This is a genomic window from Sphingomonas sp. LH128, from assembly GCF_000293195.2.
GTDB lineage: Bacteria > Pseudomonadota > Alphaproteobacteria > Sphingomonadales > Sphingomonadaceae > Novosphingobium > Novosphingobium resinovorum_A.
Genome location: NZ_ALVC01000165.1, coordinates 1 through 12,588, shown reverse-complemented (window position 1 = coordinate 12,588; position 12,588 = coordinate 1). Strand labels below are relative to the sequence as shown.

Sequence of the window (12,588 nt, the reverse complement as noted above, 5' to 3'; positions counted from 1 at the left end):
AAACCCCCCCGCCGAAACCGGGCGCGACGTGCAGGTCTTCGTCCTCGTCATGGTCATCGCCGCCGAGACTGACGAGGAAGCGCAGGCGAAGTGGCAGCTCTACAACGAAGGCGTCGACATCGACGCGATTTCGTGGCTAGCAGACCAGGGCGCCAAGGACACTGTCAACACCGACACGAACGTGCGCCAGTTGGCCGCGCCGGAGGGAGCGGTGAACATCAACATGGGCACCCTCGTCGGCAGCTACGAGACGGTGGCGCGAATGCTGGATGAGATGGCGCAAGTGCCCGGAACCGGCGGCGTCCTGCTGACCTTCGACGACTTTGTGGAAGGGGTGGAGAACTTCGGCACCCGCATCCAGCCGTTGATGAAGAGCCGCGCGCATATATCCGGTTGAAGCGCGAAAATCCGTTTGACGGCCACCTGACACGCCATATCGCAAGGTGGGTTTCCGGGTTCCCGCGAATCACGTCAAAGTGCCGCCACCCCCACAAAGAAAGCCCGGGGCCTGCAAGCAGGCCCCGGGTAGTTTGGTAAAGGATCGCATTGGAATTACCGATCCTTCGGGTCGCATCTACGCAGATGCCCGAAATGGTGATTCGGCGCATACCATGATCGTGGTATGCCCCCTCGATCCGCCCCGTTTTACATAGGCTTGCGTAAAGTTGACGCCGGGTTCACATTGCCCTCCGGTCGCAGTCGGGGGGCAGGACCATACGAATCGAGGAACTGGGGGCGCTCTTCGCGCGCGCCCCGTTTGAAGAATCTGGCTGGGAAGGCGCGCTGAAGGCTCTGGCCAGTGCGACCGGATCGATGCGCGCGCAACTGGTCGCGATCGGCGAACACCACACGTTCTTCAACCGCGTCACCGATACCTGGGAAGGTTACACCGCAGAATTCGAGGCCATCGAGGGCCATAGGCCGGAGGTGAACTACCGCGTCGCGGCCTCGCGCGCGCCTTATGAAATCGTCTGGGAAAAGCATTACGACGAAGTGCGGGCCGTCTCCACCAACGAAGCCTACATGGAGCACGTGCGGCGTCTCGATGCCGAACACGGCGCCCAGATCGTGCTCGACAGCGGACCGTCCGCCTTCTTCGGCCTCGCCGCCCTTCACGGTGCCAGCGATGGACGTACAACCGAGGCGCAACGCGCGGCGCTGAGCGGCGCCGCACCGCACGTGATGGCCGCAATCCGCCTGCAAAGCGCCATCGAGCATCAGGGCGCCGAACTGCTGCTGGGTTCGCTCGACGCACTGCGTACGGCCGCAATCCTGCTCGACGTCGTCGGCCGGGTGCGCTCGGTGACGGGAGCGGCGGAGAGGCTGCTCGCGCCCGACACGCTGCAGGTGCGCGGCGGGGCATTGCGGGCGGTGCGGCCGGACCTCGACCGCGTGCTGCAGATGCGGATCGGCGTGGCCCTCGCCAACCGGCAGGCGATGCCTTCGGAGCTGTGGATGCAGTCGGTGCGCGGGCCGCTGCTGGTCGAGGTCTGCCCCCTGCCCCGGCAGGACTGGAACTTCGGCTTCGCGCCCAGTGTGATCGTCACGCTCAAGGCCCCGCTGGGCCTCACCAGCGATCAGGGCACCCGCCTCTCCGCCGCGCTCGATCTGACGCGGGCCGAGGGCGAGATCGTCGCCCTGCTGGCGCAGGGTCATTCGCGGCAGGAGATCGCCCGGATGCGCAGCGTCAGCGTACAGACGGTGTCGAGTCAGCTCCGCACGATCTTCCAGAAGGCCAGCGTCAATCGCGAGGCCGAACTCGTCTCGATCGCCCGCGCGGTGATCGAGATGGGGAGTCGTTAGTCCCCCGTTCCGTCATTGCGAGCGCAGCGAAGCAATCCAGGGCAGTCTTGAGCGTCCTGGATTGCTTCGCTGCGCTCGCAATGACGAGGTTTTACAGCTTCCCGAACTGTGCCTCGTAAGCGCCGGTATCGCCGCTCGACAACAACCGCGCCTGCTCCACCCAGCTGTCGCGGCGCGGGCGGCCCGCGAAGGCCCCGAGCTTGGTGTCGAGGTCGTCGAGGTCGGCATCGCTCCATGCCGCGATCTGGGCGTAGCTCGTTACGCCCAGCGCATGGAGCAATGTCAGCATCTTGGGGCCGAGGCCCTTGATCTTGCGCAGGTCGTCCGCCGCGACTTCGCCCTCGGCCGTCTCCACGACCGGCGGGGCCGGAGGAGCGGGCGTCGGATCGGGCTCGGCGGCGATGGTCTGCGGGGGCTCGTGCGCCTCATCGTTGTGGCGCGCTTCATCGGCCTCTTCCTGCGCGGCGACGGCGATGACTTCGCCGATGCCCGCCATCGTCCCAGCCATCGCGGGCGGGTCGATGTGGTACTGCGAGGCGGGCGGCGCATCGTCTATCAGCGCCTGGTTGCGCTGCGCGGGCGCCGCGCCCTCGTCGAGCACGTCGGGGCGATGCTCGCGCCGCGCCGGCTTCGAGCCGTGGATGAAGACCCAGTAGGCCACCACGATGCCCACGAGCAGCGCGACGATGAAGACCAGCCAGTTCGCCTGAACCATTTCCAGCACGTCAGTTCACCTTCCTGCGATTCCATATTGCGGCGCCGATGCCGAAACCGATCCCGTAGGACAGCAGCACCGAGACGGCCATTTCCAGCCATAGCGGCAAGGCAGCGTCCTTTCCTAGTCCCTCAAGTCCATCATTCAGGCCCCGGCGTATCGATCGGCGTCGGCTTGACCGGCGCGGTGTAGAGCACCGAGAACTCGATGCGCCGATTGGCCGGGTCGAGCGGGTCCAGCCCTTCCACCGGCCGCGCCGAGCCGAGGCCTGCCGCACGCAGGTTCGTCGCCGGGATGCCGCGCGCGATCAGCGCCGAACGCACCGCCTCCGCCCGCGCCTGCGAGAGCGCGACATTGACCTTCTGGTTGCCCGAGGCGTCGGTATGCCCGGTCACCGCGATAATGCTGCCCACGCAAGGCCGCAGCGAGCGCGCCACTTCGCCCAGCAGCCGCTCGCTCGACGGTTCGAGGCGCGTGCTGGCCTCGCCGAAACGGATGGTGCGGGTTTCGAGGATGCGCTCGACGTCGTCCTGGCAATGGGCCGAGACGCTGCGCTCGTCGCCGCCCCGCGCCCAACTGACCCCGGCGATACCCGGCACCGCGGCAATGGCGGCGGCGACGCTCTTGCGGGTCTCGGGCGAAAGATCCCGGCCGCCGGAGAGCACCGGGTGGCGGGTCAGCCAGCCGTAGCGGTCGCGGAAATTCAGCGTCACGCCCTTCCCGCCCACAGCATCGCGCGCGGCCGAAGCCTGCCGGTCGAGGTCGCCGATGAACGCAAGCCCCCGCGCCCGGGTGACGGCGAAGGACATGACCAGGCACAGCGCGGCTCCGGCGACGATCAGCGATGCGCGGCGGGGATTCATGTAGGCAACCTAGAGAACCGAAGCCGGGCTGTCAGCCGGGCAGTTGCTCGCCAAGCGGAGTTTCGACCTTCTTCGCCTTCTGGAACAGCCGCCGGTCCTCAGGCCCGAACGCCTTCTTCCAGATGACGAGGAAGTAGGAACCCAGGATCGCCGGGATCCCGAAGGCCAGCGCCGCCCACTCGGGCAGGAAGCGCACCGCGAGGAAACCGATGACGACGGCCGGCAAAGCCGCCCAGACCAGCGCCCAGCGCCAGTTGTTGATCGGCTCCTTGAGGATGCGCGCCAGCATCACCGACTTGACGATCGAGGACAGCCCCAGCGCCAGCATCAGCGCGCAGGCGGCAGCGGCGGCCTGGAACAGCGGATTGAAGCCGAGCCGCTGCATCAGCAGGATGCCGAAGAGCGTCAGCGCCGCCTGCAGCGCGATGGTCCCGATCGAGACCCACAAGTTGCGCAGCCGCGCGACGTAGATCAGCGCCGCCTCGCTCACCACGGCGGTGGCGGCGACCACCTCGGCGGCGAGCAGGAAGGCCAGCGCCCCGGTGCCGCCGACGAACTCGCGTCCGACGAGGCCCATCACGCCGTTGCCGGGAATGCCCAGCGCCAGTGCGATCCCGGCTTGCGAGGCGGTGATCCAGAACCCTACCTGACAGACCTGCCGGGCGATCGCGGCATAGTCCTTTTCCTTCAGGTTGCGGGTGATCACCGGGCCGAGCACCGGCTCGAAGCTGGTCTTGAGCTTCTGCGGCAGGCTCGCGACCTGCTGCGCGGCGTAATAGACACCGACCGCCGAGGCCGGGGCAAGGAAGCCGAGCAGGAAGATGTCGACGCGCCGGGTGCCCCACTCGATGGCGTCGGCCAGCGCGATCGGCAGCGAGCGCAAGGCCAGCTTGCGCATCGCGCCCGGCCGTGGCTTCCACCCGCGCGGCAGGCCGTATTCGCGGAAGAACGGGATGAACGCGGTGATCGCAGCGGCATAGATCGAGGCGATATAGGCGATGGACAGCCCGCTCTCGGGCGCCAGCCAGATCATCGCGCCCGCCATGATCGAGATCGTCCAAGGCTCCACGATCGCACGCGACCATACCGTCGGCGTCACCCGCAGACGATAGGCGAGCGCGGCCAGCCAGATCTCGGTCATCGTGAAAGGCGGCAGCGCGATCACCATCAAGCGGTCGATCTGCGTGTAATGGCCACCCGGGAACAGCACGCCCGGCACGAACCAGAACAGCAGGGCGGCGGTGCAACTGGCGATGATCGCGAGGATCGAGCCGTCGGCGATCACGTTGGCGGGCCGCACCTGCCCCTCGGTCTCCGACAGCCGCTGCGCCAGCCCGCGCTTCTCGCCCATCGTGCAGAGCATCGAGGTCAGTTCGATCAGCACCAGCGCCGAGGCGAAGCGGCCCAGCGCGGCCGGTCCGTAGGACGCGGCGCGCCCGGCGATGAACAGGAACGGGATGCGCGCGGCGAGCCGCAGGAAGAATCCGAACAGGTTGGTGCGCCCGCCCTTGGCGAGAGCGGCGATGTCGTCGCGCTCCTTGTCGCCTTGCGGTGCGTGGGCGGGATCGCCGTAGGGCGTACTCAAGAAGCAGGCTCCTGCTCGTCGCGCAGCGGGCGCGACAGGAGATCGCTCACGACCGCGCTCGCCGGAGCCTCGCCCTTCAGCAGCCGCTCGACCGCCTCGACGATGGGCATCTGGATGCCGTCACGGCGGGCGAGGTCGGCGAGCACCGGTGCGGTCGCCGCGCCTTCAGCGACGCTGTTCTTGCCCGACAGCGCCTCGGCGGCGGTCAGCCCCTTGCCCAGCGCGAGACCGAGCGAGAAGTTGCGGCTGGAGGTGGAGGAGCAGGTCAGCACCAGATCGCCGAGGCCGCACAGGCCCGACAGCGTCTCCGCGCGGGCGCCCCTGGCCAGCCCGAAGCGCAGCATTTCGGCATAACCGCGCGCGATCAGCGCCGCGCGTGCGTTCTGGCCGAGGTTCAGCCCCTCGACCACACCGCAGGCGATGGCGAGCACGTTCTTGACCGCACCGCCGATCTCGGCGCCGACGACGTCATCGGAATAATAAGGCCGCAGCGCCGGGCGGGCGAGCAGCGGCGCCAGCCGGTCCCACTGCGCACGCCCGCCACCGCAGGCGAGCGTCACGGCGGTCGGCAGCCCGGCGGCGACTTCATGCGCAAACGTGGGGCCGGAGAGCACCGCCAGCCGCTCGGGCGCGCAGGCGCTCGCGGCGACGTCGGCCATCAGGCGGCCGGTTCCGGCCTCGATACCCTTGGCGCAAAGCACGAGATCCCGGTCGCCTGCAGGCAGGCCCGCGATCACGGAGGCGAGGAACTGAGCGGGCACGACCACCAGCAGCGCCGGAAGTGCGGCGAATTCGCCCAGGTCGCTGGTGGCGCGGATGGTGCACGCCAGCGCGGCGCTCGGCAGGTAGAGGCCGTTGCGGCGGTCGCGGTTGATCTCCTCGACCAATTCGGTCTCGCGCGCCCAGAGCAGGACGTCGCTGCCGTCGCTGGCGAATGCCTGCGCCAGCGCCGTGCCCCATGCGCCTGCGCCGATAACACCGATCTTCGCGCTCATGCCTTCACTCCCGCACCGCGTACCGCCTCGGCCTCCGGATCGAGCGGCCAGCGCGGGCGCGCCGCCACGTCGAGCGGGTCGGACTGCCCGCGTTCGAACCGCTCCACACCGGCCCAGGCGATCATCGCCGCATTGTCCGTACACAGGCTAAGCGGCGGTGCGATGAAAGGCAGCGAATGGCTTGCCGCCAGCGCTTCCAGCGCGCCGCGGATCGCCTTGTTCGCCGCGACGCCGCCCGCGACTACGAGCGCGTTCACCGGCCCGCACTTGGCGAGCGCCCGGCGGGTACGGTCGATCAGGCAGTCGATCGCGGCCTGCTGGAACGAGGCGGCGATGTCGGCATCGGTATACTCGCCCGACTGCTTCGCCCGCAGCACCGCGCTCTTGAGCCCGGCGAAGGAGAAGTGCGGCTCGGCCGAACCCTTGAGCGGGCGCGGCAGCGGCACTTTCTTCGCATCGCCCTGAAGCGCCAGCCGCTCCAGCGCCGGGCCGCCAGGATAGCCGAGGCCGAGCACTTTGGCGGACTTGTCGAAAGCCTCGCCCAGCGCGTCGTCGATGGTTGTGCCAAGGCGGCGGAACTGGCCCACGTCCTCGACCAGCAGAATCTGGCAGTGCCCACCCGAGACGAGCAGCAGCAGGTAGGGATAGGCTAGGCTGGCATCGGCGAGGCGCGGCGACAGGGCATGCCCTTCGAGATGGTTGACCGCGATCAGCGGCTTGTCGGTGGCCATCGCCAGCGCCTTGGCGGTGACGAGGCCGACCATGACCCCGCCGATCAGCCCCGGCCCGGCGGTCGCGGCGATCGCGTCAACCTGATCGAGCGTCATCCCGGCATCGGCCAGCGTCGCCTCGATCAGCGGGGCAAGCCGCTCGGCATGGGCGCGCGCGGCGATCTCCGGCACGACGCCGCCGAAGGGGCGGTGCTCTTCGTCCTGCGAGGCGATGCGCTGGGCGAGGATCACCCTGCCGTCGGTGACCAGCGCCGCCGCCGTCTCGTCGCACGAGGATTCAATGCCGAGAACTATGCTCATCCGGCCTTCCCCTGAACGACAATGCCCGGTAGCACAAGCCGCCGATGACCAACGATAAACAAGACCAGACCTTCCGCCCTGAGCGTTACAAATTGGGCACACGCCGTTCGCCGCTGGCGATGGCGCAGGCCCATGAGGCGCGAGACCGGCTCGCCCAGGCGCACGGAATCGATCCGGCGCATATAGAGATCGTGGCCGTCACCGCCAGCGGCGATCGCATCCAGGACCGTGCACTCGCCGAAATCGGCGGCAAGGCGCTGTGGACCAAGGAACTCGACGCCTGGCTGGCGAGCGGCGAGATCGACTTCGCGGTCCACTCGGCCAAGGACGTCGAGACGATCCGCCCTGAGGCCTTCACGATCGGCGCCATCCTCCCGCGTGAAGACGTGCGCGATGTGCTGGTGGGCGCGGAAAGCATCGCCGCGTTGCCGCCCGGCGCCGTCGTCGGCACCAGCGCGCCGCGCCGCGCCGCGCAGCTCCTCCACGCCCGGCCGGACTGCAAGGTGGTGACCTTCCGCGGCAACGTCGCCACCCGCCTCGCCAAGCTGGCGGCGGGGGAGGCCGACGCGACGTTCCTGGCGCGGGCGGGCCTCGTGCGGCTCGGCGAAACGGGGACCGGCCACCCGCTCGCCGCCGAGGACTGGCTGCCCGCGCCCGCGCAGGCCGCGATCATGATCGAGTGCCGCGCCGACGACGAACGCACCCGCGCCTTCCTCGCTGCCGTGGACGACGCGCCCAGCCGCGCGCAAGTGCTCGCTGAACGGGCGCTGCTGGCGGGCCTCGGCGGCAATTGCCACAGCCCGATCGCGGTGCTGACCCGCAACGAGGGCGGCCATCTCGTCATGCGCGCCGCGCTCTACAGCCCCGATGGCGCCGAGCACGTCACCGGCGAGGCCCGCTTTCCCGCTGACGACGCGGAAGGTCCGGGGCGGCTGGCGGCAGACCTGCTCGCCCGCGCGGTTTCTACCATCACGGTGCATTTTGCCGGGGCGTGAACCCTTCATCGTTCCGGACTTGATCCGGGACCGCTGGCAGTCTTTAGGCGCATCCTCGCCGCGTGCGCCGCAAGGTGGGCCGGTCCCGGCTAGCGGTCCCGGATCAAGTCCGGGACGACGGATGCGATGATCCTGATCCTGCGCCCCGAGCCCGGCGCCTCCTCGACGCTGGCAGCAGCGCGTGAACGCGGGCTGGAGGCACTGGCCTTCCCGCTGTTCGCAGTGCGCCCCCTCGCATGGGAGCCGGTCGCGCGCGACGCCATCGACGCGCTCCTGCTCGGCAGCGCCAATGCGCTGCGCCATGGTGGGCCTCAGCTGGCGGCCTATCGCGGCCTGCCCGCCTACTGCGTCGGCGAAACCACGGCTCAGGCCGCGCGAGAGGCGGGCATGGAGGTCGCCGCCACCGGCCACGGCGGTCTGCAGAACCTGCTCGGCGTACTCCAGCCCGGACACCGCCGCCTGCTACGCCTCGCCGGGCGGGAACGCACTGCCCTCGACGTGCCGGGCGACATCGCGATCGTCACGCGCGAGGTCTACGCCAGCGAGGCCCTCCCCGCTTCGCCCGCGCTCATCGCGGCATTGGCCAGCCCCGCCCTCGCCCTGCTCCACTCCGGAGAGGCGGCCCTGCGGTTCGCACAAGTCTGCAACGATGCGAGAATCCCGCGCGGGCGAATTCGCCTCGCCGCGATCGGCCCGAGGGTCGCCGCGCGCGCCGGGGAAGGCTGGGCGCAAGTGCGCAGCGCCGCCCGGCCTGACGACGCCGCATTGCTGGCCTTGGCGCAGCAGATGTGCCAAGACACCGGCCCACGGACAGCAACCGCGACGACAAGGACTTGATGCAGGACATCCCTTCCGCCCCTCCCGGCGTTCCTCCGCAGCGCCGCTCGGCGGGCATGACGCTGTTCGTCGCGCTCATCGCCTTCGTGATCGGCGCCGGGCTCGTCGCCTGGCTGGCGACGCGCGGCTACCTGCCGACCCTGCTCGACGCCGCGAACACCGCGACGCTGACGGCGGCACCCGAACCCGGCCCCAGGCCTGCGCCGCCCGCCGCCCAGATGTCGCAGATCGCCACCGTCGAGGGGCGCCTTGCGATGATCGAGGATCGCATGTCGCGCATCGACCTTCAGACCAGCGCCGCCGCCGGCAACGCCGGGCGCGCCGAGGGCCTGCTGATCGCCTTCGCCGCCCGCCGCATGGTCGATCGCGGCGAGCCGCTCGGCTACCTTGCCGACCAATTGCGCCTGCGCTTCATGAACGCCCAGCCGCGCGCGGTGCAGACGCTGGTGGACTTCGCCGCCAACCCGGTCACCATCGACGCGCTGAGCGCCCGGCTGGAAGCGCTGTCGCCGGAACTGACGGTCAGCACCGCCAACCGCAGCCTGTGGGAGCGGACGCGGCAGGAGATCACCTCGCTCTTCGTGGTACGCCGCGATTCGGCCGCGCTGGCGAACCCGACCGCCCGCATCGAACGCGCCCGCCTGATGCTCACCGCCAAGCGCATCGATTCGGCCATCGGCGAGGTCGAGCGGCTTCCCGGCGCCGAAGCGGCCGATAACTGGATCGCCGATGCGCGCCGCTACGAAGCCGCGCAGAAGGCGCTCGACCTGCTGGAAACGACGGCAATGCTGGAGCCCAACCGGCTGCAGGATTCGACCGGGCATTCGGTCGACCAGCCCAGCCCGCTCGCGCCGACCGCGCCTGCGGAAGAACCCGCACCGGAGGCTTCGGAGGGGGCGTAAAAACCATCCGTCGTCCCGGACTTGATCCGGGACCGGTGGCGGTCTTTAGGCGCGAACTCGCTGCGCGCGCCGCAAGGTGGGTTGGTCCCGGCCAGCGGTCCCGGATCAAGTCCGGGACGACGGATATTCAGTTCTTGACCTGACAGCTCATCCCTGCGGCCTTCATGCCCGAGCACAAGGCCCGCGCCGCCGCGCCGTCGCCGGGGACGGCCTGTAGGCGGTAGACGGTGCCGATGTCCGCCTTGCCCTGAACCACGCGGTGACTCATGCTGCCGAGCGGTTCGTACTGCGTCTTGAGCGTGTTCCACCCGGCCTCCGCCGCCTCCTTAGAGGCATAGGCGCCGACCTGCACACCGACACCGCTGACCACCGGAGCGGCCACGGAAGCCTTGTCGGTCGGCTTGGCTTCGGCAGGCTCGGCAGTCGTGCGGAAGCCCGGCGCGGGCGTATCGTCGCTCTTGTCGATCTGGACGGGGCGCGACTGGCCCTCGGCCACCGCGAAGCTGGTGTCGCCGGTGCCCTCGACGACTTCGCCACCGGGGTTGTCGGGCTTGACCTTGTAAGGGGCCTTGGGCGCGGCGATCACGCCGCCGTCTGCGACCAGCGGCTGCTCGGGACGGCTCTTGATCGCCCAGATCACGCCGCCGCCGATGACCACCAGCGCGACGAGGCCGAGCGCGCCCAGCAGCACACCCTGCCCGATGCCGGAGCGCTCTTCCTCATAACCCTCGTCGTCGCCTTCCAGCCAGGGGAGGCGCACGTCCTCCTCCAGCTGCAACTGCTGCGCGGTGGCGCCGAACGCGGCCGAGGCGGACGCATCGCCGTCCTCCTCGAAGTAGGGGCTGCCCTGCTTGCCCGAGCCGAACACCGGGTTCTTCTTCTCCGGTTTCGGGAAATAGCCGTCGTCAGCGCCTGCCATGGATCACATTTCCTCCACCGCCTCGACGCCCAGCAGCGCGAGACCATTGCGGACAAGCTGCCCGATCTGGGACGCGAGGAAAAGCCGCGCGCCCGTGAGGTTCGCATCCTGCGCGTTAACAAACCGCTTTTCCACCCTGTCGTTGCCGAGGTTCCAGTAGCCATGGAACGCTGCTGCGACGTCGCCGAGGTAGAAGGCGATGCGGTGCGGCTCGCGGGCGGCAGCGGCCGCCTCGACGATGCGGGGGAACTGCGCGGCCAGCTTGACCAGTTCCAGTTCCTCGTCGCCCAGCAGTTCGACGTGCTCGCCCGAGGGGGTGAAGCCGCCCTCGGCCAGCCCCTTGCGCAGCGTCGAGTGGACGCGGGCATTGGCGTACTGAACGTAGAAGACGGGGTTGTCCTTGCTGGCTTCGACGACCTTGGCGAAGTCGAAGTCCATCTGCGCCTCGGGCTTGCGGGTCAGCATGGTGAAGCGCACCACGTCCTTGCCCACTTCGGTCACGACTTCGGCCAGCGTGACGAAGTTGCCCGAACGCTTGGACATCTTCACCGGCTCGCCGTCGCGCAGCAACTGGACCATCTGGACCAGCTTGATCTCGAACGGGGTCGGCTCGCCATCCGCGCCGGTCATGGCGGCGACGGCGGCCTTGATGCGCTTGACGGTGCCCGCATGGTCCGCACCCCAGATATCGACGAGGGCGTCGGCGCTCTGGGCCTTCTGGAAGTGATAGGCGAGGTCGGCGCCGAAGTACGTCCAGGTGCCGTCCGACTTCTTGATAGGGCGGTCCTGATCGTCGCCGAACGCGGTGGACTTGAACAGCGGCAGTTCGACCGCTTCCCAGTCCTCCAGCGTCTTGCCCTTGGGCGCTTCGAGCACGCCGTCGTAGACGAGGCCCTTGGCGCGCAGCCAGGCTTCGGCCTCGTCGGGCTTGCCGCTGGCCTGCAGTTCCGCCTCCGACGAGAACAGGTCATGGTGGATGCCGAGGAGCGCGAGGTCGTCCTTGATCATCACCAGCATCGCGGCGACGGCCTTCTTCTGGAACAGCGCGAGCCATTCCGATTCGGGCGCGGCGGCGTACGTCTCGCCGAACTCGGCGGCGAGCTGCTGGCCTACCGGCACCAGGTATTCGCCCGGATAGAGCCCCTCGGGGATCGCGCCGACGTCGTGCCCGAGCGCCTCGCGGTAGCGCACGTGCGCCGAGCGGGCGAGCACCTGCACCTGCCCGCCGGCATCGTTGACGTAGTATTCCTTGGTGACCTTGTGGCCCGCGAACTCCAGCAGCGTCGCCAGCGCATCGCCGACGACCGCGCCGCGGCAGTGGCCCATGTGCATCGGCCCGGTGGGGTTGGCCGAGACGTATTCGACGTTCACCGTCGTCCCGCCGCCCATCGTCGAGCGGCCGTAATCCGCGCCGAGATCGGCGATCGCGCGCAGTTCGGCCAGCCACGTGGCGGAAGAGAGGCGCAGGTTGATGAAGCCCGGCCCTGCGATCTCGGCAGACGTCACCGAATCGAGCTTCGACAGTTCCGCCACCAGCGCCTCGGCCAGGTCGCGCGGCTTCAGGCCGGCGGGCTTGGCCAGCACCATCGCGGCGTTGGTCGAGAGGTCGCCGTGGGAGGGATCGCGCGGCGGCTCGACCGTGATCGCGCCTCGCTTGAGGCCGCCCGGCAGCGTGCCCGCTGCTTCCAGCGCATCGAGCGCGGCGGAAAGGTGGCCTGCGAAGGCGGCGTAAAGGGTCTGCGTAGTGCTCATGACGCGCGCGGATAGCCCAAGTATGGAAGAAGGGAAACAGGGCGCTGCAAGGTGACAGGTTTACACCGTTGACACGGTCCAGAGGGGAAAGGTGTCACCTTGGGCCGGAAAGTGTCACCTTGCGGGGGTAAGGTGACACATTTTGCGGCGAATGTGTCACCTTGTGAGCGGGATGTGTCACCTTGCGGTGT

General features: G+C 69.2%; 11 protein-coding genes and 1 pseudogene. 5 read left to right on the top strand and 7 right to left on the bottom strand.

Annotated features, from left to right (window positions below):
• A pseudogene (locus LH128_RS13920) lies at window positions 1-397 on the top strand (LLM class flavin-dependent oxidoreductase); the annotation flags it as partial.
• A gap of 416 nt (window positions 398-813) precedes the next feature.
• Complete coding sequence (locus LH128_RS13915) at window positions 814-1,803, top strand: helix-turn-helix transcriptional regulator (protein ID WP_008830283.1); 990 nt, start codon at window positions 814-816, stop codon at window positions 1,801-1,803.
• 91 nt (window positions 1,804-1,894) lie between these two features.
• Here LH128_RS13915 and LH128_RS13910 read toward each other — a convergent pair whose 3' ends face one another.
• The 5 genes from LH128_RS13910 to tsaD all read right to left on the bottom strand — a co-directional run bounded on the left by LH128_RS13910 (window position 1,895) and on the right by tsaD (window position 6,992).
• Window positions 1,895-2,518: a hypothetical protein gene (locus LH128_RS13910; RefSeq protein ID WP_008830282.1), complete on the bottom strand. Its 624-nt coding sequence runs from the start codon at window positions 2,516-2,518 to the stop codon at window positions 1,895-1,897.
• Between the two features lie 140 nt (window positions 2,519-2,658).
• Window positions 2,659-3,381, bottom strand: coding sequence for an OmpA family protein (locus LH128_RS13905; RefSeq protein WP_008830281.1), 723 nt, complete (start codon window positions 3,379-3,381; stop codon window positions 2,659-2,661).
• 31 nt (window positions 3,382-3,412) lie between these two features.
• Complete coding sequence (locus tag LH128_RS13900; RefSeq protein WP_008830280.1) at window positions 3,413-4,966, bottom strand: lipopolysaccharide biosynthesis protein; 1,554 nt, start codon at window positions 4,964-4,966, stop codon at window positions 3,413-3,415.
• Complete coding sequence (locus LH128_RS13895) at window positions 4,963-5,961, bottom strand: NAD(P)H-dependent glycerol-3-phosphate dehydrogenase (RefSeq protein WP_008830279.1); 999 nt, start codon at window positions 5,959-5,961, stop codon at window positions 4,963-4,965. Before LH128_RS13895 ends, LH128_RS13900 begins: the two co-directional genes overlap by 4 nt.
• Complete coding sequence (gene tsaD / locus LH128_RS13890; RefSeq protein ID WP_008830278.1) at window positions 5,958-6,992, bottom strand: tRNA (adenosine(37)-N6)-threonylcarbamoyltransferase complex transferase subunit TsaD; 1,035 nt, start codon at window positions 6,990-6,992, stop codon at window positions 5,958-5,960. The genes LH128_RS13895 and tsaD overlap by 4 nt, the downstream gene beginning before the upstream one ends.
• Window positions 6,993-7,036: 44 nt before the next feature.
• On the opposite strand from tsaD, the gene hemC reads away from it, so the two are divergent.
• The 3 genes from hemC to LH128_RS13875 all read left to right on the top strand — a co-directional run bounded on the left by hemC (window position 7,037) and on the right by LH128_RS13875 (window position 9,726).
• On the top strand, window positions 7,037-7,987 hold the full coding sequence (gene hemC, locus LH128_RS13885; protein WP_008830277.1) for a hydroxymethylbilane synthase: 951 nt from the start codon (window positions 7,037-7,039) through the stop codon (window positions 7,985-7,987).
• A gap of 126 nt (window positions 7,988-8,113) precedes the next feature.
• The gene (locus LH128_RS13880) at window positions 8,114-8,824 is read left to right on the top strand and encodes a uroporphyrinogen-III synthase (RefSeq protein WP_008830276.1); all 711 of its coding nucleotides are present in this window, start codon (window positions 8,114-8,116) and stop codon (window positions 8,822-8,824) included.
• Complete coding sequence (locus LH128_RS13875; protein ID WP_008830275.1) at window positions 8,824-9,726, top strand: hypothetical protein; 903 nt, start codon at window positions 8,824-8,826, stop codon at window positions 9,724-9,726. Before LH128_RS13880 ends, LH128_RS13875 begins: the two co-directional genes overlap by 1 nt.
• 127 nt (window positions 9,727-9,853) lie before the next feature.
• Here the strand turns inward: LH128_RS13875 and LH128_RS13870 are convergent, their stop codons facing one another.
• Together LH128_RS13870 and argS are read right to left on the bottom strand one after the other, a co-directional pair.
• The gene (locus LH128_RS13870) at window positions 9,854-10,645 is read right to left on the bottom strand and encodes an SPOR domain-containing protein (protein ID WP_008830274.1); all 792 of its coding nucleotides are present in this window, start codon (window positions 10,643-10,645) and stop codon (window positions 9,854-9,856) included.
• Window positions 10,646-10,648: 3 nt separating this feature from the next.
• Window positions 10,649-12,397 carry an arginine--tRNA ligase gene (gene argS / locus LH128_RS13865; protein WP_008830273.1) on the bottom strand — a complete coding sequence of 583 codons (1,749 nt, stop codon included), beginning with the start codon at window positions 12,395-12,397 and terminating at the stop codon, window positions 10,649-10,651.
• Between the last annotated feature and the right edge of the window lie 191 nt (window positions 12,398-12,588).

Coding starts and splice junctions, on each gene's coding strand:
- LH128_RS13915 (WP_008830283.1), top strand. CDS start 814: ATGCGCGCGCAACTGGTCGCGATCGGCGAACACCACACGTTCTTCAAC.
- LH128_RS13910 (WP_008830282.1), bottom strand. CDS start 2,518: ATGGTTCAGGCGAACTGGCTGGTCTTCATCGTCGCGCTGCTCGTGGGC.
- LH128_RS13905 (WP_008830281.1), bottom strand. CDS start 3,381: ATGAATCCCCGCCGCGCATCGCTGATCGTCGCCGGAGCCGCGCTGTGC.
- LH128_RS13895 (WP_008830279.1), bottom strand. CDS start 5,961: ATGAGCGCGAAGATCGGTGTTATCGGCGCAGGCGCATGGGGCACGGCG.
- tsaD (WP_008830278.1), bottom strand. CDS start 6,992: ATGAGCATAGTTCTCGGCATTGAATCCTCGTGCGACGAGACGGCGGCG.
- hemC (WP_008830277.1), top strand. CDS start 7,037: ATGACCAACGATAAACAAGACCAGACCTTCCGCCCTGAGCGTTACAAA.
- LH128_RS13880 (WP_008830276.1), top strand. CDS start 8,114: ATGATCCTGATCCTGCGCCCCGAGCCCGGCGCCTCCTCGACGCTGGCA.
- LH128_RS13875 (WP_008830275.1), top strand. CDS start 8,824: ATGCAGGACATCCCTTCCGCCCCTCCCGGCGTTCCTCCGCAGCGCCGC.
- LH128_RS13870 (WP_008830274.1), bottom strand. CDS start 10,645: ATGGCAGGCGCTGACGACGGCTATTTCCCGAAACCGGAGAAGAAGAAC.
- argS (WP_008830273.1), bottom strand. CDS start 12,397: ATGAGCACTACGCAGACCCTTTACGCCGCCTTCGCAGGCCACCTTTCC.